Annotated in this window: 14 protein-coding genes; 9 read left to right on the forward strand and 5 right to left on the reverse strand. The window is 32.8% G+C overall.

The window, feature by feature from the left end; translation table 11 throughout:
• Positions 1-157: 157 nt before the first annotated feature.
• Together ppk1 and C7954_RS03800 are read right to left on the reverse strand one after the other, a co-directional pair.
• Complete coding sequence (gene ppk1, locus C7954_RS03795; RefSeq protein ID WP_073159524.1) at positions 158-2,281, reverse strand: polyphosphate kinase 1; 2,124 nt, start codon at positions 2,279-2,281, stop codon at positions 158-160.
• A gap of 14 nt (positions 2,282-2,295) precedes the next feature.
• Positions 2,296-3,825 (reverse strand): Ppx/GppA phosphatase family protein, encoded by a 1,530-nt coding sequence (locus C7954_RS03800; protein WP_089719583.1) that lies wholly within the window; start codon positions 3,823-3,825, stop codon positions 2,296-2,298.
• A 159-nt stretch (positions 3,826-3,984) separates the two neighbouring features.
• On the opposite strand from C7954_RS03800, the gene ppx reads away from it, so the two are divergent.
• Both ppx and C7954_RS03810 read left to right on the forward strand, forming a co-directional pair.
• Positions 3,985-5,529, forward strand: coding sequence for an exopolyphosphatase (gene ppx / locus C7954_RS03805; protein WP_073159528.1), 1,545 nt, complete (start codon positions 3,985-3,987; stop codon positions 5,527-5,529).
• A 153-nt stretch (positions 5,530-5,682) separates the two neighbouring features.
• Entirely contained in the window at positions 5,683-7,377 is a 1,695-nt protein-coding gene (locus C7954_RS03810; protein WP_134058777.1) for an AAA family ATPase, read from the forward strand.
• A 74-nt stretch (positions 7,378-7,451) separates the two neighbouring features.
• On the opposite strand, the gene C7954_RS03815 is transcribed toward C7954_RS03810, so the two are convergent.
• Together C7954_RS03815 and C7954_RS03820 are read right to left on the reverse strand one after the other, a co-directional pair.
• Complete coding sequence (locus C7954_RS03815) at positions 7,452-8,588, reverse strand: hypothetical protein (protein ID WP_134058780.1); 1,137 nt, start codon at positions 8,586-8,588, stop codon at positions 7,452-7,454.
• Between the two features lie 134 nt (positions 8,589-8,722).
• Positions 8,723-9,874, reverse strand: a complete 1,152-nt coding sequence (locus C7954_RS03820; RefSeq protein ID WP_134058783.1) for a PQQ-dependent sugar dehydrogenase — start codon at positions 9,872-9,874, stop codon at positions 8,723-8,725.
• Between the two features lie 193 nt (positions 9,875-10,067).
• Here C7954_RS03820 and C7954_RS03825 point away from each other — a divergent pair, with 193 nt between their 5' ends.
• From C7954_RS03825 to C7954_RS03835, 3 genes are all read left to right on the forward strand, one after another.
• Positions 10,068-11,060 carry a GGDEF domain-containing protein gene (locus C7954_RS03825; protein ID WP_089722855.1) on the forward strand — a complete coding sequence of 331 codons (993 nt, stop codon included), beginning with the start codon at positions 10,068-10,070 and terminating at the stop codon, positions 11,058-11,060.
• Positions 11,038-11,622, forward strand: a complete 585-nt coding sequence (locus C7954_RS03830; RefSeq protein ID WP_081374591.1) for an HD-GYP domain-containing protein — start codon at positions 11,038-11,040, stop codon at positions 11,620-11,622. The genes C7954_RS03825 and C7954_RS03830 overlap by 23 nt, the downstream gene beginning before the upstream one ends.
• Before the next feature lie 372 nt (positions 11,623-11,994).
• Positions 11,995-12,879 (forward strand): fructose bisphosphate aldolase, encoded by an 885-nt coding sequence (locus C7954_RS03835; protein ID WP_073159538.1) that lies wholly within the window; start codon positions 11,995-11,997, stop codon positions 12,877-12,879.
• Positions 12,880-13,008: 129 nt separating this feature from the next.
• On the opposite strand, the gene C7954_RS03840 is transcribed toward C7954_RS03835, so the two are convergent.
• On the reverse strand, positions 13,009-14,514 hold the full coding sequence (locus C7954_RS03840) for an SWIM zinc finger family protein (protein ID WP_134058786.1): 1,506 nt from the start codon (positions 14,512-14,514) through the stop codon (positions 13,009-13,011).
• 238 nt (positions 14,515-14,752) lie between these two features.
• On the opposite strand from C7954_RS03840, the gene C7954_RS03845 reads away from it, so the two are divergent.
• From C7954_RS03845 to C7954_RS03860, 4 genes are all read left to right on the forward strand, one after another.
• Positions 14,753-15,403 (forward strand): IS1096 element passenger TnpR family protein, encoded by a 651-nt coding sequence (locus tag C7954_RS03845; protein WP_089722857.1) that lies wholly within the window; start codon positions 14,753-14,755, stop codon positions 15,401-15,403.
• A 123-nt stretch (positions 15,404-15,526) separates the two neighbouring features.
• A complete protein-coding gene (locus C7954_RS03850; protein ID WP_108139462.1) occupies positions 15,527-15,994 on the forward strand; it encodes a UPF0158 family protein in 468 nt (155 codons plus the stop codon).
• Between the two features lie 21 nt (positions 15,995-16,015).
• Complete coding sequence (locus tag C7954_RS03855; protein ID WP_134058789.1) at positions 16,016-18,484, forward strand: restriction endonuclease-like protein; 2,469 nt, start codon at positions 16,016-16,018, stop codon at positions 18,482-18,484.
• Between the two features lie 110 nt (positions 18,485-18,594).
• Positions 18,595-19,836, forward strand: a complete 1,242-nt coding sequence (locus C7954_RS03860) for an MFS transporter (protein WP_073159550.1) — start codon at positions 18,595-18,597, stop codon at positions 19,834-19,836.
• Positions 19,837-19,914 lie beyond the last annotated feature (78 nt).

Here is a 19,914-nt window from a genome sequence, read left to right on the forward strand (position 1 = left end):
TAGCAAAAAAATTGAAGATTTTAGTCTAATAGTTGATCCTGATAATAGTATAGCTATTCTGGATGAAGTAGAACTGGAGCAGGCGGAGATTATTGATTTCAAAGGTGAAAATTTTGTTCAGTATCCTTTTTAGGGGGAAAACTGATTGGAAAAATTATTAAAATATATAATCCTGTGGAACTTTAAACTGTTTGTTTAAAACCTCTTTTTGAAAAGAAGTTTTGGCCATTTCAAATAATTCAAGCTGTGATTCATAATTATTACCATCATCAATCTTTTTGTATTCCCCGTTACTCTGGAGCAGATGTGCTTTTTGACTGTCATTTAAAACTGTTTTAAGCACATTAATTACCTTTTCTTTTTTCTCTGGGTCTTCAATCGGAAAAGAAATTTCTACCCGGCGGTCAAGATTTCTGGGTCGCCAGTCAGCACTTGATAAAAATACAAGCGGCTGATTGTTATTATAAAAATAGAAAATTCGGCTGTGTTCGAGCAGTTTACCAATTATACTTCTCACAGTAATATTTTCACTAACACCTTTTATTCCAGGAACAAGACAGCAGATACCTCTGACAATAAGCTCAATTTTTACACCGGCCTGAGATGCTTGATATAGTTTTTTTATTATTTTACTGTCCACAAGGGAATTCATTTTGGCAATAATCTTTGCTTCCAAACTATTTTTAGCATTATTAATTTCACCCTCAATTAATTTAAGAAAATCATCTCGTAAATCAAGAGGTGCAACAGAGAGAAGCTTCCACTCAGGTGGTTTAGAATAACCTGTCAGCAGATTAAAAAGTCCTGCAATATCACTGGCAAAATTGTCTTTAGAGGTCATTAGTGCCATATCTGTATATAATTCAGCTGTTTTATCATTGTAATTACCTGAACTCATATGAACATAACGTTTGATACCTTCTTTTTCCGCTCTGACAATTAAAAGAGCTTTGGCATGTACTTTTAAACCCTTGATTCCATAAATAACATGACAGCCGGCCTCTTCAAGTTTCTTGGCCCAGGCAATATTCTGTTCTTCATCAAATCTGGCTTTTAACTCTACCAGGACAGTTACCTGTTTACCATTTTCAGCAGCTGTTGTTAGATGTTTAATCAGGGGAGAATTACCACTTACCCGATATAAGCTCTGTTTGATAGCAAGCACTTTTGAATCTGCCGCAGCTTTTTTTACAATTTCAATTACAGGATCAAAACTTTCAAAAGGGTGGTGTAGAATAACATCTTCTTCTTTTAATAATTCAAATATATCATCAGCGTTATAAATTTTAGGATTGGGCTGAGGTATAATTTTTTTAAACTTCAGGTGCTCATGATTGTCAAGTTTTGAAGCAAAGTCCATAAAAGAACCAGGGTTGACAGGTCCATTGACTTTATAGATGTCATCTTGCTCAAGATTTAGTTTATCTTTAAGAAAATTTAAAATATAATTATTATAATTTGAGTTGATTTCAAGCCTTACAACAAATCCCCAGCGTCTTCTTTTGACATATCTTTTCATTTCTGAGAGAAGATTTTTGCTTTCTTCATCAAGAATTACTTCTGCATTTCTTGTAATGCGAAAGGTATCAACTGCTACAATCTGATTACCACTAAATAGCTGGTCAAGGTTCGCCTTAATAATATCTTCTAGATAAATAAAAACATTTTTCTTGCCTGAAGAAGGTAACTTTATGAACCTCTGTAGATTTGATGGGACTTCAACAACTGAAAATATCTGTTTTTCTTTAATATTGGAAAAGACGTTTTCATCTTCATTTTTTTGCAGGAGTATACCCAGGTTTAAACTCTTATTTGAAATTAGTGGAAAAGGATGGCTGGGATCAATTGCTACAGGAGTTAAGACAGGCAAAATAATTTCATTAAAGTATTTTTTTGCATATTCTTTTTCTTTATTCTTTAGTTCATTATATTTTTTGAAATAAACTTTTTCAGTTTCCAGTTTTTTTATTGTTTTATTAAAATACTTATATTGGTTATTATAGATTTTATGAATGGTTTTAGAGATCTCATTAAATAATTCTTTTGGTCTGTAACCGGATTTATCTGCCTCATTAAAACCAGATTCAATATCATCTTTGATCCTGGAAACTCTCACCATAAAAAACTCATCCAGATTTGTAGCAGTAATTGCTAGATATTTTAATTTTTCTAAAAGTGGTGTTTCCTCTTCATCAGAATTTGCCTCTTCTAAAACTCTAATATTAAATTTTAACCAGCTCAGCTGTTTGTTAAAATAAAATTGTGGATCATCAAAATTCATTATTTCACGGCTCCTTAAAGTAAAGTATTCTTTTTGTTTAATGAAACGTCAATGCCAAATATCTCTTTGAAGATTCTTGATTTATTACTGAAGGCCCATTTTTCCAAAAAGATATCTTTTTCTGTATTAATTATTAATTCAAGTTCATTTTCTTCAAGATTTATTTCAAGCTCAGAAAATGGCTCTTTGTGGCTTTTATCGAGAGAATCTGCAATTTTTAAAATTGCAGTTAATTTGGCAATTAGAACTCTATCCGAGTGATTTTTAAGGGTATTATCCTTGATTTTGAGGTTTGTAGTAGAACTCTGACTGTGATTTAAGGATATATGAGCAATAATATTTTTATCATAAGAATTTAAGTCTGCAATATCACTATTCCTTATTAAATAATAGGAGTGTTCATAGTGTTTTTTTAGATTCATATACTTACCAATATCATGGAGTATCACAGCTGCCTGAAGCAGAACTCTTTCTTTTTCTGAGAGCTGAAAACGCTCTTTTAAAGCATCAAAGATATCTAAAGCTATTTTTTCTATAGTTTCTGCATGTTCCTGATTATAATTATATTTTTTAGCTACTGAACGTGATGAAGCTATAATATTTTTAAAGCTCTGTTTTTTTAATTCTCTGTGCCGATTATCAAAAAGCATATTTCTAATCACTTCTGTTTCTATAGTTACAGTACTGCCAATTATTTGGCTGCTCTGAGTTAAATTCATTAGGTTTTTATAAATTGTCATTGAAGGCAGAAGTGTTTCAGCTGCAGCTTCACCCAGATCGTATTTTTCCAGCAGTTGTTTGGGAGTTTTACTTTTTACATCATTGTAGAGCCGATAAAAAGAAGCTCTAGAAATATTAAAATTATTTGATTTTCTAGTAATTCCAGCAAGTTTTGCTATCAATTCTATTTCTTTTCCAGAAGCATAAAAGTTATTTATATTAAGTTTTTTGATAAAGAGATCAAGATTGTAAATATAACCACTTAAATACCCATCGATTACAATGTGAAATTCATCAGTCTTGTGCTGGAGCCCTTTTAAGATCTCATTTATTTTTAGAGAGCCCAAAGTAATGCTTTGACTTTTAACTATATAATTTTGATTAGTGACTGCAATACCAAGGCTGCCGGTTCCGATATAGGCAAAAAGGTTATCGCCTTTGAGGTTTTTGTTTGTATTTCTGATTCCTTGATAAATCAGCTGATGTTCTTCAACATTACTAAAAATTTCTATATTTAGGTTATTATTGTTTTTAATTTGATAGATGATATAATCTTTATTAAGGGCTTCTCTTAAGGCAGCTGTTGCAAAAACCTTTATTTTTTCTACCTGATATTCTTCGGCAATTTTTTTAAAATTATTAATAGCCTGATTTAAGTTTTTTATTTTTTCAAAAGTAACAGCAGAACTGGAAAATGTATCATGGCCCAGATTTATTGGATAAAATAACTCTTCTAAGATCATTACTTCTTTTTCTTTTTTCTCAGCAATTTTCATAATAATGTCACTGGAAGCAATATAAATAGTTGCAACTCGATTAAACATTCTTAACCACCCTATTTTAAATTTATGTAAATTTTCTTAAAACTGCTTTACTATACTTTAATTTTAGCATATGATAAAAAAAAAGGACATAGATTTTACCTAAAATTAATCTAAAATTTACATAGTGGTGTTTAAAATCACAAAGCAGGAGGTAACTAAATGAATAAATTAGCAATAATGGATATTGGCTCTAACTCAATTAAGATGATTTTAGTTGACTATAGAAGGGATAAGTCATTTCGAATAATAGATGAATTGAAAGAAACAGTGCGTCTTGGAGAGGGAATGCATAAGAATTCTTATTTGAAAGAGGATAGAATTCAGAAAGCCCTGCAGACTTTAACTTTGTTTAAAAATTTATGTGATGCTGTTGAAGTTGATGAGATAATTGCAGTAGCTACGGCAGCTGTGAGAGAGGCAGCTAATCAGCAGAAGTTTTTAGATCGGGTATATAAACAGACTGGACTTGAAATAAGAGTACTTGCTGGTAAAGAGGAAGCTTATTATGATTACAAAGGTGTTGTTAATAGTTTTGATTTAGACTCAGGATTGATAATGGATGTTGGTGGTGGTAGTGTAGAACTTGTTTTAATGGAAGATAGAATGGTTAAGAAAAGTGTCAGCCTTCCTTTTGGTGCTTTAACTATCACAGAGAAGTTTGATCTTTATGATGAAAACAATAGAGATAAAGATATTAAAAAACATCTACATCAGGAATTTTCTAAGCTTGAATGGCTGAAGAATCTAAAAAACATTCCTCTAATAGGTGTTGGGGGGACTATCAGAAATATAGCTAAGATCTGGCAGAGAAAGAATAATTATTCTTTAGAAATTCTGCACTATTATAATCTTAATGCAGAAAATGTTAACTCAGTCTATAAAAAAGTTTCGAAAAAGAGTATTGAAGAAAGAAAGGAGATACCAGGTCTTTCCAGTAAAAGAGCGGATATATTTATTGGAGCCAGTGGGCTGGTGAATTATTTGATGGATTTTACAGGGATTGAGAATTTAATTATTAGTGGTAAAGGAATTAGAGAAGGTCTGGTATATGATTTTTTACTTGAGGATAAGTTACCTGTTGCTGATGTTTTAGACTACTCAATTAAAAATTTGCTTCATAATTTTGACTTAAATGAAAAGCACGCTGCCAGGGTAAATGAACTTAATAAAAATATTTTTTACCAATTAGAATCTGAGTTTTCTTTCGCCTTTGATGAATTTCCAGATCGAATCAGCAGAATAATTAAAACAGCAGCCTTACTGCATGATGTAGGTACTAATATAAACTACTATGATCACCATGAACATTCTTTTTATGTGATTTTAAATGCAGATTTATATGGATTAACACATAGAGAGCTTCTTTTAGCAGCTTATATTTCCGCCTCTCACCGCCACAACAAATACAGTCTGCACAAATATAACTTAAACCGAAAAAGTTTTAAAGATATTATTAGCCGCAAGGGTAATGATAAAGAATTAATCCGTAAAAGTGGTATTATTTTAGAAATTTCTGAGAGTCTGGATCTTAATCGAAAAGGGCTGGTGCAGCGGGTCGAGGTAGAAAGCAAAGTGGATCATATTCTGTTTAAAGTTTATTCCAGCTATGATTTGCGCCTGGAAATTGAAGATGCGAGGGAGGCTGCAGATGGCTTTGAATCTTTATTTGGTAAAGAGCTGAAATTTAAATTGTTAGATGTGTAAAAAACTATTTATAAATGATGTGTCCACAAAAAGGGTGTTTGCGAAAAATGAGTTAGAGACGCAAATAACTAATGAGCTGTTTCTTTAACTTTCATTTTAGCAGCTGCTGATATATAATAAAATTAAGTACAAAGAAAAAGGAGGCTGCTCAAAATGTCCAGAATACCATATGGAGTCAGTAGTTTTTCTCGTCTACAAAAAGATAATTATATCTATATTGATAAAACAAAACACATTGAAACATTAGAGAGTTATGGTGAGCCATATATATTTTTTTTAAGGCCGAGGAGATTTGGAAAGACACTTTTTCTATCAACCTTAGAGCACTATTATGATATTCAGGAAAAAGAAAATTTTGCTGAGCTTTTTGGAGACTTATATATTGGCCAGAACAAAACTGAGCTTGCCAATAATTATTATATACTTAAATTTGATTTTTCTGGGGTTGAAACTTCAGAGCCAGAAAAGATATATGATAACTTTAACCATTTAATTCTGGAAGCAATCAGTACTTTTATTAATAAATATCAAATTGAAGTTGAATATCGAGAGGCACCGGGGAGTGCAATAGCTACCCTATCAAGTTTTTTAGAAGCAGTACAATATGAAATTGACAATAAAATATATCTTTTAATAGATGAGTACGATCATTTTGCCAATGAAATTTTAAGTTTTACCTCAATAGATAGATTTGAAGATACAGTTAGCAAACAGGGATTTTTACGTAAATTTTTTGAGGTCATTAAAAAGAAAACCGGTTCAATAATTGATCGTCTTTTTGTTACCGGTGTCAGTCCAATTACCTTAGACAGTATGACCAGCGGTTTTAACATAGCTAAAAATAAGACTATGGACAGCAATTTAAATACAATGATGGGCTTTACTGAAAAAGAAGCTCGCTGTTTGATTAAACAGACTCTGCCTGATTATGATCTTGATTCAATGCTGGAGAAGTTAAAGGAATACTATGACGGCTATTTATTTACTCCCCGGGCTAGTAAACGGGTTTTTAATACAGATATGCTTTTATATTATGTCAGCGAATATCTAATTGATAATACTGAGCCTTCAGATTTGATTGACAGCAATATTTCGAGTGATTATTCCAAACTGCAGAATCTTTTCAGTCTTAAAGATAAAAAACAAAATTATGAAATCTTAGAAGATATTCTGGCCGGAAATGATCAGAGGGGAAAGGTAACAGTGGAATTTAACCTGCAGCGGAGATTTACCAAAAAGGATTTTTTATCTTTATTGTTTTATCTAGGGTTTTTAACCATTGATCGAGAAGAGGATGGATTTATTTATTTTAGAGTTCCCAATTATGCGGTTAAAGAGATCTATTTTGATTATTTTAATTCTATAATCAGCGAAGAAACTTCATTTGATTCCCTGGAGATTGAAGCGTCAGTGGTAGAAATTCTAAAAAATGGAGAGATTAATCCGTTTATTGAGAAAGTCGAAGCCACTCTGGCTGCACTTTCTAACAGGGACTATATTAAATTTGATGAGAAATATATTAAAGTTTTAATTTTTTCCTATCTTAATCTAACCCAGCTTTCGATAGTTAAAAGTGAGTATGAGGTAGCAGAAGGATATCTGGATTTAGCTTTACTGAGAAGAAATACGGAAAAAGGTAATTATGATGCTTTAATAGAGCTTAAATATATTAAAGCTGCTGATTATAAAGAAAAAGGAGAAGCTTTAGTTGAGCAAAAACTCAAAGAAGCTTCTGCACAGCTGGAGCGTTACGGCAGAGCAGCTGAGTTTAAAAATAGAAAAGATTTAAAGAAATGGGCACTGGTCTTTGCCGGTACAGATGCAGCTGCGGTAGAAGAAATTAAATAAAAAATTAAGCCTTCTTTTAGTTATTTTAACACATTAATTTATGTTAAATAACTTCAAAGAAGGCTTTTTAGATATTAAAGTACATTATCCGCAAAATATTCAACAGCCTGAATCACGGCCATTTTTTTAACTTTATTATCGTTAATTTTTTCTGATTTATAAAGTTCCAGTGCACAGTAGAGACCGGTATAGTAATGTGGATTCCAACTGGGGTTATAATATTCGGCAAATAAGCGGTGGAGATAATTGACAGTTTCCTTATAATTCTGATCCAAGTTATAAAAAAGAAAATCTAGCTTATCCTTATAATTTGCTGGAGAAAAATTATCTTTAAACTGCTGATAACTTTCTGCGATTTGAGTTTTTTCTTTATTATTTGAATCAACAAGTTTCAGGCGTTTTTGATCAATGTTTTTACTGCTAAAGTAATTTTCCAGGATACGGTAGGGAGGAATTTGCTGATAAAATGAGCTGTCTTCCAGCATAAAAAAGGTATAATAAGTGATCATATGGTGCAGATTAACTATTCCACTACCAGAAGCTGCTTTTAATCCTAAATCCTCTAGCTCTTCCTGAGATAGTTTTTTGCGTTTTTCCTGATCAGAATTATATTTACCCTGGTAGCTGTAGCGGCAGAGATACATTATATAACTTAAAACACCAGTTGCTGAAACATCTTTGTGATGATTGACTAGATCGCGCATAACTGGGAAAAAACAGCTTACACTGTGGCCCAGACTATCTGGAATTCTTTCCATACCAAGGTTAAGTAGATATTCTTTTAGCTGCTCCGGCTGCTTTTCCAGAATTCCAAGAGCATAATAAAAGGCGTTATGAGAGTTCCCATTATTAATTTCTTCGCCCAGTTTAGTATAGGTTCTTTGATTAACCTCTTTTTCTTTATAGCCACTGCTGTCTGCTTCTAGATTAATAAAATGTCTTTCAGATAATCCAAGCACTACAACCCCTGCAATTTCCAGTTCTGATTCTCTGCTAAAATAATTCTTTTGCGAAAGTTCTCTCAGAAAAAGACTCATTTTTACAAAGTGAAAAGATCCGTAGCGCAGGCTGCATTCCATCAGCATTAATGATAGTAAATCTTCAATTAATGAGGCCAGCGAAAAACTGTTGTCAGTTTCTAACTTTTTGAGATATTCTTCGATCTTTTCCTGCTGGTGATTAATCACTGCTTTTTTGAGTTGGGAATCCATTGTTTGTTCACTCCTTATAATAATTAGTTTTTGACTTTATATTAATATTCTATCATATCTACTCCAGAGATTAAATTCCCAACTTTTTAAGCAGTACAATCATTAGCCGTCTTAAAATTCACATTTGATTGTAATTATTTCTCTAATTTAAATCTTAAAATCTGATCATCATTTTCTCGCGGTCTCCCTCGGCCATCACGATTATTTGTTAAAAAGTAAAGATAACCATCAGGGCCCACCACTGCTTTTCTAATCCGACCATAAGCTGTATTACCACTGCCGTCATTGAAGAGATGTTCAATACTTTCCACAGTATATTCATCGCTGTTTCTATTAAGACCAATTCTGACCAGCGATTCGCTGCGCAGGGTTCCCACATATAAATTACCCTGATAAAAGCTCATTCCAGAAGGAGGAACAGCATTTTCCCACATAATGAGTGGATTTGCATATTCTCCATCTTCAAAATAACCAATTTTATCCGGCCAGCCGAAATTACTTCCTGCTTCAACAACTTTGATTCGATCCTTTGCTCTTAGACCATCTTTCCCAGAAGGACCGTGGTCAGAAATAAAGAGATCTCCTGTTTCTGGATGCCAGGCAATTCCCTGTGGGTTGCGGTGACCTAAACTGTAGACAGGCGAGTTTTCAAATGGATTATCAGCAGGAATTATACCCTCTGGAGTAAGACGCAGAATTTTTCCTCCCAGATTGTCTAAATCCTGTGCAATTTTTCGGGTAAAAGTTTCTCCAGTTGTAATATAGAGCATTCCATCCGGTCCAAAGGCAATGCGTCCTCCATTATGGTTGTTCCCGGCAGGAATCTGATCAATGATAATTTCTTCTTCAACTGCCTGGTTCCCCTGATCGGTAAATCTAGAAACTCTGTTATATAACTGGCCGTTACTGCTGGTATAGGTATACATCAGATAAATATATGGTGTTTCTGGAAAATCTGGATGATGGACCATTCCCATTAAGCCACCTTCTCCTCGAGAATCAATATCTAATTCTAGATAACTTTCACTTTTTAGATTTCCGTTTTCAACCTGCAGTACTCTGCCATCTCTTTCGCTAATTAAAGCACGATTACTTTCTGGCAGAAAAACTAACTCCCAGGGGACATCAAGATTCTGCAGCCAGGCTTCAATTTCAACAGCATCCGGATTCAGGACATATTCATCTTCTACATTCTGTGGAAACTGACCGACTCTAATTTGCGCCTGAACTGAAAGTGATAAAGTAAGCATTAAAATTAAGACTATTAAAATTACTTTCTTTTTCATATCTATTACCTCCAGATTTAGGAATTAAAAATCAAATTTTTTCTGTCTTAATTGTACTATTTATAGGAGCTAATTTCTAAAAACCGTTTAACATTTTCAGAAAATTATTTACAGACTGTTAATTTCTAATTTACACTATCGTAATAATAAGGTGATATGATTTAATTAATAAGAAAAAAAGTAGGTGATATTAATGAAATCAATAAAAATAGGAGATATTTGTAGTGAGAATAGAGTAGTAACAGTGCCGGTTTCTACTAAGACAAAAACATTGGTCGATATTTTTAACCGCAATAATATTCAGAGTATAGTTGTACTTAAAGAAGAGCAGACAGCCGGTCTGGTTATGCGGGATAAGCTTTTTTATCGTCTGGGCAGCAGATTTGGCTATAACCTTTATATGCAGAAAAATGTGGAGGCAGTAATGGATTCAGAGCCGCTAATTATAGATTTTGAAGAGTCTATTTTAAAAGTTTCAAAAATAGCGATGAAACGTCCACAGGAAAAGATATATGATTCAATAATAATTACTAAAAATGATAAATATTACGGCATTTTATCGATCAAAGATCTGTTAATAGAAGTGTCAGAATTAAAGATAGAAACTGCTAAAAATGCCAACCCCTTAACTGGATTACCTGGCAATTTAAGCATTGAATCCGAAATTAAAGAAAGAATTAGAAGAGAAGAAAAATTTTCTGTTCTTTATCTGGATCTTGATAATTTTAAAGCCTATAATGACAGCTATGGTTATCGTAAAGGTGATCAGGTAATTAATTACACAGCAGAAGTGCTTAATAATTGTGCTCAAAAAATGGTGACAAACACATTTGTTGGCCATATTGGCGGAGATGATTTTGTAATTATCACTGCTGCCGAAGATGATCAATATCTGGCAGAAGTGATTATAGAAGAATTTGACAGGGGGATTCGTAATTTTTTTAAAAACAAAGATTTACTAAGAGGTTATATAGTTTGTCTTGATCGGCAGCATCAAATAGTTAATACTCCTTTGACTTCAATTTCAATTGCAATAGTTTCGAATAGTGATAGAAAGTTAAAAAATCATCTAGAAATTAGCGACCGAGCTGCAGAATTAAAGAAAAAAGTAAAAGAAATGCCGGGGAGTAATTTTATTAAAGACAGGAGGATGAAAACGACAAATGGAGAGTTTGAGTTATGCTAAAAATTTAAAATTTGATTACAGTTATTCCAGTCTTTTGAAAAAGATGATTAAGGAGGCTGATTATAATACATATTTGCACAGTCAGCGTTTAAAAGCACCAGCTTTGTTACTGGGGGAAGAACTGGAGCTTGAAAACGACAAGCTGGAGGATCTAATGCTGCTGGCTGAGCTTCATGACCTGGGAAAAATAATTATTTCGAATGATATTCTGGTTAATGATGGTCCTTTAAATGAAAGTGAGTGGCAGCAGATTAAAGAACATCCGGTGACAGGTTTTCAGATTGCCTATACTTCTTTAGATATGGTCGATGTAGCAGAAGGAATATTAACTCATCATGAATGGTGGGATGGGAGTGGTTATCCTCTGGCTTTAAAAGGAGAAGATATACCTCTGGCAGCCAGGATAATTGCCGTAGTTGATGCCTATGATGTAATGAAATATGGACGAAATTACAAACCAGCAATGAGTGATCAAGAAATTATTGAAGAGCTAACGGTAAGTTCTGGTATTCAATTTGATCCACTTTTAGTGAAAATATTTATTGATTTAAATTTCAACTGATTCTATTAAAAAAAAATAGAAAAAGATATAAACTTAAGACAGTTTCTATTTTTAGATGCAGCTGTTTTTTTGTTATTGATAAACTAACAGCCGATATTTTTACTAATTGAAAGTTGACCCTGATAAGCAAAAAATAATATTAATTTAATTAATCCACCTTAGTCCTTTTTATGAAAGGATTTATTTGATATAATTAAGTTAAGAAATCAGAGAAAGGATGAAACTAAATCTAAACCCCAAAAGCTTTTAGAAGATGCAAAGATTCTTTATAATATAGCTTTTCTGGTTCAAAACTTTAATTATTTTTTAATTAAAGTTATTTATTTAGGCTTTTTGGGACCAAACCAACTAAAATAAATGGAGGAGAAAATAATGGACAAAAAGCAAATTGATTTAATGAAAAATGGCAGAGGTTTTATTGCGGCAATGGATCAGAGCGGTGGTAGTACCCCAGGAGCTTTAGCAGATTATGGTATTAAAGAGACTGAATATGAAACTAAAGCAGAAATGTTTGAGCTTGTTCAGGCAATGAGGACCAGGGTCATCACAAGTCCTTCTTTTAGTTCAGATTATATTTTAGGGGCAATCTTATTCAAACATACCATGAATAACAAAATGGAGGGCAAATATACTGCTGAATATCTCTGGCAGGAAAAAGGAATACTGCCGATACTTAAAGTTGATCAGGGTACAGAAGAAAAAGAAAATGGAGTTCAGCTGATGAAGCCAATGACTGAACTGGATAATCTGCTCGAGGAAGCAAAGAAGCATAATATTTTTGGAACTAAAATGAGATCTGTGATTCATAGTGCAAATCCCAAAGGAATTAAAGAAATTGCAGCACAGCAGTTTGAATATGGTAAAAAGATCTATGAAGCCGGATTTATCCCAATTTTAGAACCAGAAGTAAATATAGAAAGTGATGATAAGCTTGAATCTGAGAAAATTTTAAAAGAGGAAATCTTAAAGCTGCTTGAAACCTTAGATTATGAGCAGTATATATTCAAACTTTCAATTCCAAGTCAGCCAGATTTTTATAAGGAAATTATTGAACATCCAAATGTAGTTAGGTTGGTAGCTTTATCTGGTGGTTATAGTCAGAAGGAAGCTGTAGATAAGCTTTCTAAAAATCATAATATGATTGCAAGTTTTTCCAGAGCTCTACTTCAGGACCTGAAAGTTGATCAGTCAGACGAAAAATTTAATCAGGTGCTTAAAGATGCAGTATCTAAAATCTATCAGGCTTCAATAACTTAAGCGGAGTTTAAAAACGCTTGTTTGCGACATAAAGCTGATAAAAAATAACGCCGGGAAACCGGCGATTTAAATTTGTCTAATCTTCATATTTCAATTCTATTTATTTTATTAGAAAGTTTCTTTCCTAATTTAGAAAATTTTTTTAAATTCTTCTTGAAGTGCTGGATGACGAGGATATTTTTCAAGAATATTTTGGATATAATCTTCCCATTTTGATGAAGATTTTAGAATTTTTGTATATATTTCTTTTATAATTAAAGCAATTTGGGCACCGCTTTGGTAACTAGAACGGTTTTTGTTATTTATATAACCTTGTACTTTCTGACTATAGTAATCTATCATTTCGTGTGGGAATTTATTGATTAGTAATTCACTGAAATTATCAGGATATATTTTGTTGGCCATTACTAATTTTAGTATTTCTTCGTAATTTTTTTGAGATTCATATATTAAAGCAAGCTCATTATTATATCTGGAATATTTACTTTCTTTTAAATAACTTATTAAATCATTTTTTATCTGTTTTTTATCATCTTTTTTGCAGTTATCCAAAACAGATAGATATTTTTCAAATGAGGGGGACTCTTTATATTCTTTGATTAGATATTCCAGAGTTTTCTGGTAATTATTTTGTTTCTGATAATATTTTTTCAGGAAAGTAATATTATCTATAATGCGTCCTTCTCCCTCTTTTTCACCTTTTAAGGCAATTTGAACTGCTTTTTCTTCCTGGTCAATATCTTGATAATAGCAAGCTAACTTATAATAATCCATTCCATATTTAAGTTGTTTTTTTCTGAGTTTTAAATATTTTTCTTCATTATGTAATTTATTCAAATATATTTTCATTATTAATTCCTGATCATATCTACTACCAGATTTTTTTAGATGCTGAATTATTAATTCCCAGTCATCTTTGTTCCGGGCTGTACTATATACAATATCAAGGGTCGGGTCATCTAAGCCAGAATTACCTATTAAATATTCTCCCATAAATTCATTGATAATTTCATGTCGTAAAGAAGAAGGGATATCTAATTTGTTAATTAATTTCTCCATTTCATTAATAAACTCAAAAAAATTATTTTCTTCGTTGATAGGACCTCCACCATATTGATTGAACTCCATTAGAATAGCAAATGCCTGGTTTTTTAAACTTTTAAGCTTTTCAAGGTATAATTCATTACTCATTTTACCCTTATCCTGAATAAAATTTAAAACTTTAGATTTAGAATTATCATTTTCATAAACAAATTCACCAAGCAGTTCTGTTAGCTCTTCTCTAGTTAAAGACTTAAAAAGCCGATCCAGTTCATTTTTTAATTTGGCTTTTTCTTTTTTAACTTTCCGGAAAGCTTCTTTATCATTGCACCAGTATAACCCAAGGGCAACCAGGTGCTTGCAAATTCCACCCCAATCATAAGGACAGCTGCAGTGATTACTGGAAGGATCATCAATATTCATTTCAACATCATATAAAGAAAAACTGCTTCCTGATACTTCAGCTTTAATAGTGTTTCCGTCAATAAGTGGATTATTAACTAGATTCATTTGGTAATAGTTTATTCCTTTTTGAAAAGACTGCTCTGCTGCCATTTTTTCTAAATCTTCTATCGAAAGACTCATATAAATCACCTCTGTTATATTATATAAAATTAGATTTATATCAGCAAGTTATATTTTGCTTATCAGTCTGTTTAACTTTCATTTAAGTTGTTGATAATATATAATTGAGTTAGGTATTAAAGAGATTGAATATCTCTGGCAGAAAAAGGAATACTGTCGATACTTAAAGTTGATCAGCAAGAGATAAAGTCTGAGCTTGAACGTTATTTTTAATATATCAAAAAAATAATTTGGAGGGTTAATTTTTATGAAAGGCAAATGCAAAATTTGTGCAAATGAATATACTCAATCAGGAATGTCCAGACACTTAAAATTATGTCTAAATAAGAATTATGAAAAGATAATTGAAGAAGGTCAGTCTCAGGAAATCAAATATTATCATATTTATGTCAAGGGTACAAATTGGTCAGACTACTGGCTGCAGCTGCAGGTTAAAGCAGACGCTAAGTTAAGTGATTTTGACAAGTTTTTGCGTGATATCTGGCTCGAATGCTGTAATCATCTGAGTGAATTTGAAATTAATGAGCAGCACTTTACATTCAGTGGACTTAATATGAATCATAAAATCAAAGATGTTTTAAGAGAAAAAACTAAATTTTCATATATCTATGATTTTGGTTCTTATACTAAATTGGATTTGAATGTAGTTAATGTATTTAAAGCAGAGGAAAGAGAAGAAAAGATCAGTGTTCTGGCAAGGAATCACCAGCCTGAGATTAAGTGCAGTCACTGTGATAATCTTGCTGAATTTGTCTGTTCAAGTTGTTATAATGGTGGTTGGTACTGCAGTGACTGTCTTGATAAACATGAAGAAAATGACTGTATGAGAGGAACTGATAATCTACTGCCGGTTGTTAATTCTCCCCGAGTTGGAGTCTGTGCTTATTCTGGAAGTTAAATATTATTTCTCAAGGATTTTGCAAAGGAGTTAAAAAAGATAGCTAGAGAAATCTTCAAAAAATATAACAGCTATAACATGGAAAATCATTTTGATTATTTTCAAGAATAGAGGTGTTAAAAAATGAAACTTAAAGTTGATTTAGAGGATGTATTAGAAGCTTTAGAACTTAGAACCAGAGAGAGCAATTATTTTTATTATAAAAAAACTGGTGAAGTTTTCATGATAATGGATGATGAATTAAGAGCTGGAGAGGAAGATCCTGACCTTGATAAATTTCCAGAATGGCAGCGGGAGAATATTAAGGCTGCAGTTGATATTATCTCAACTGATGACTATATAAGACTTCCGGATGACTATGAAATTGATGACTATAGTATTATGGAAGATTTTTGCTATTCAATCGAAGATGAAGAACTAAGAGAGGAACTTCTTTATGCTATTCGAGGAAATGGTGCCTTTAGAATGTTTAAAGATAAGATTTATCAGTATGATATAGAAGATCAGTGGTATGATTATAAAGATCAGAGATATAAGGATATAGCAATTGAGTGGTGTGAAGAAAATAATATTGAGTTTCGAGAAAATTAATTATGATATTAAGGTGATAAAATGGCTGCTAAAAAGATAGATTTGATCACAGTTAAAAATGATAAACTTTCTTTAAACATCAAGGGTAAACCTCTGCATCCTGATCACGAAAAAGAATTTCCGGAGGCAAATAAAGCTCAGGCTGTCTGCAGCTTCAGCTCAACTTTAAAAGAGAACTTTGATTTTAAATATCACGATCCAGAAATAGATCAGCTCAAGTTGAGCCCTTATAATTCTATTAAAAGCTATCCCCTCTTTTTTGAATATCAAAACTATGATTTTTATCTGGAAGCCGAAATGCCGATTGAGATCTACCATCCCAATCGCGAGATCAGAGAATCTCTGTCACATCCTAATGATAATCCCAATGTGCTTTACGGCAGCATCAACTTCGGCAGTGATATCGGTTATTCTGAGTTTGAAATTCGCAGTAACTCTCAGGTGGTTTTAACTTTCAAACTGGAAGTTTTTCCGAGTAAAATTGACTACCAAAAGGACTACAGTCAGCTTTTAGAGGAAGTCAATAAGGAAGTATATAATTTGGCTTATGATTTTTTGAGAAAGACCTACCAGCAGATGAAAATTTCCGAAAAGCAGAATATCACCGAAGCTGAATTTTTTGTAATTATTGAAAATATTTTTGAAGATTTATTTAAAGCACTTAAAAGAGTAGAAGAGTCACCACACCACAGGATTATTCGAAAGCGTAATGTTAGGCCTGCCGCGAGAGTCAAAAAAGTGGGTCGACAAAGCCTCAAGTGGTTGAATAAAAACAGCCGCCATTATGACCAGGAGCTCAAGCTGCCGGAAAAGATGCTGGCAGTTGAGAAAAAGCTGAGCTATGATAATTTTGAAAATAAGTTTATCAAATGGAGTTTCTCAGAGCTGATCAAAAGGCTTAAACATTTTAAAGTAAATTACCGCAGTTCCAAGCTTAATCCGGATCAGGATTTGATTGCTGAAATCGATAAGATGATCAGAAAGCTTAAATTAAAACTCAAGCATTCATTCTTGGCTGAGGTGGGTGAGCTGCAGAAGATTGATTCGATTTCTTTGGTGCTGCAGATGGCCCCCGGCTACAAGGAATTATATAAATATTACCTGATGCTTTTAAAGGGGCTTTCTCTGAATGGCTATATCTTCAGGCTTTCAATTAAGGAACTCTGGCAGCTATATGAATACTGGACTTTTCTTAAATTAAATAGTCTGCTCCAGGATAAATATAGGATGGTTAAAAACAACATCATTGAGCTGGATTACAGCGGCATCAATGTTACCCTTTCTCAAGGAGCTTCGGCAGAGGTCGAATATCAGAATCCAATCACCGGGGAGAACTTTACTTTAAGCTATAACAGAGCAAGCGGAGATTCTATTACCACCAATCAGAAGCCGGATAATATTCTTTCACTCAGCAAAAATGATTCTGACAATCAGTATAAGTTCATTTTTGATGCTAAATACAGGCTCAATAATGCAGAAGAAGGTACAGGATATGGCAAAAGGTACAATGGTATTCCTGGCCCGGAAGAATCAGATATCAATACCATGCACCGCTACCGGGATGCAGTAGCCGCAGAAATGGGAGAAGACTACCGGCGGACAATGGTTGGGGCCTATGTGCTCTTTCCCTACCACGATCAGGAAAAGTTTAAAGAACACAAATTCTACCAGAGCATTGTTCAGGTCAATATTGGAGCCTTTCCCTTTTTACCCGGCAGCACAGAACTGCTAGCTGACTTTTTAGAAAATATAATTGACGAATCAGCTCAGAGCAATTTTGAGCGCAACCTGCTGCCGGCTGCTGCGGATGAATTCAGACCTGAGCCTGAATTTAAGGTTGATCTGCTGCTCGGATCACTGCGCAGCAAAAAGCAGCTGAAGTATCTGCTTGACAATAAACTCTATTATCTACCGCTGCAGCAGTCAGTATTAAACTATAATTTAGAGTACATAGCTATTTTTCAGAGTAAAGCAAAGTTTGGCAGAGAGAGTGGAGTCCGCTATTACGGCAAAATTAAGAATAAAAAAATAATCAAAAGAGAAGAAATTGATTTTCCTTCCAACAGCAAAAATTCTGATCAGGATTATCTGCTTTTTGAAGTTGAAAGCTGGCAGCAGCTCGGTAAAAAAATTAAAGCAGAGGGTTATGGAGTCAGCGGCAGCCATATTTATTCCAACCTGATGCTGCTCAAAAAAGCAGATACTCTGCCTGAACTTAGCATCCGCTCTCTAAAAGAGTGGCGGCTCTGGTTGGAGTTGAAGCGGCTCAAGGAAAATATTAAGCTTAAATTTAAGAATAATAATTTAGATCAAAATAAAGAGATTGAAGGTTTTAAGATTGGAGAAGTAACGATTAAGTTCAAAGAAGATAAACTACTGGCTAAATTAAAAACAAAACGGCTGGAGTTTTCTCAGTCAGATTTTTTGCAAAATCCAAGAGCCATTTTGAATAAGATTATGGGGCTTTTTGAGGCAGAAGCTGACGATTAGCATCTGCAAAAGGCTATGTCCACAGTGATAACTATTTTGAAAGGATTGATATCATGCTGATAATCAAGAATTATATATAATAGAAATTAGCTAATTTAGGAGAATTATAGATGAATATTAAAAAGGATAAAAACATAAAAAAATTTGGTTTTTATGGACTCTTAAAAAATCTTAAATTCTTTGAGCCATTTCTCTATATATTTTTCTTAAGTCTCGGATTTTCATATTTTCAAATTGGAAGTTTAATTTCGATTCGAGAAATCACAAAAAATATTTTAGAAGTACCTTCAGGTATTTTTGCTGATAACTACGGCCGCAAAAAAAGTCTGCAGATATGTTTTGTTTTCTATATTTTTTCATTCATTCTTTTTTACTACAGCAGTATCTATTTAAGCATTGGTCTGGCAATGGTTTTATTTGGGATCGGAGAAGCTTTTAGAAGTGGAACTCATAAGGCAATTATCTTTTTATATCTTGACCAAAATAATATTGCAGAAAAAAAGACAGAGGTTTATGGGAGAACAAAATCGTACTCTTTAATCGGCTCAGCGATTTCTGCAGTAATTGGGGGCTTGATAGTTTTTATTGAATCAAATTACAGATTAATCTTTTTATTTTCCATATTACCTTATATACTGGATTTTATTCTAATTTCTACCTATCCTGATTATTTAGATGGAAAAACTACTAATGTTTTGGATTTAAAAGTTTTTCTCCTTTCTGGATTAGAAAGTTTTAAAAAACTGATGCTTCAGTTGAAGGATTTAAGAAAGGGAATTATAAATTCTGGAGTCTATGATGGATTTTTTAAAATTTTAAAAGATTATCTGCAGCCTGTATTAAAGCTTGAAATTATTTCACTGCCGCTGCTGCTCAGCTTTGCAAAAGAAAAAAGACTTTCAGTCCTGCTTGGATTATCATATGCAGTTATTTATCTGATTAGTTCTTATGCGAGCCGCAATGCTTTTAAGATAAAAAATAAATTTAATGAAAGCAGTAAAAGTTTAAATCTAACCTATATCCTAACAGTTTTCATAATTGCCATCATTGGTTTAATGATTAACAGCGGTTTTACCTATCTAATTATTATTCTCTTTATAATTTTTTATGTTATTCGAAATTTAAGAAGACCAATAATGCTTGATTATATTGCTAATATAATTGAAGAAAAAGAACGAGCAACCATGCTATCAATTGAGTCTCAATTTAGGACTATATTTATTGTTGCTGCCGCTCCGATAATTGGATATACAGCTGATCTGTTGGGGTTACGAGCAATGTTTTTCTCAGTTTCATTAACTATGATTATTTTAAGAAGCTTATTAAAATTAGTGAGTATAAAAGAAAATTGAGGTTTTTAATTTTGCAAAAAAACCCTACTGAATGAAAATATTATTACAGTAGGGATAAAAGTTTTTTGTTTAATTTTT

This window comes from Halanaerobium congolense (assembly GCF_004366375.1).
GTDB classification, from domain to species: Bacteria; Bacillota; Halanaerobiia; order Halanaerobiales; family Halanaerobiaceae; genus Halanaerobium; species Halanaerobium congolense.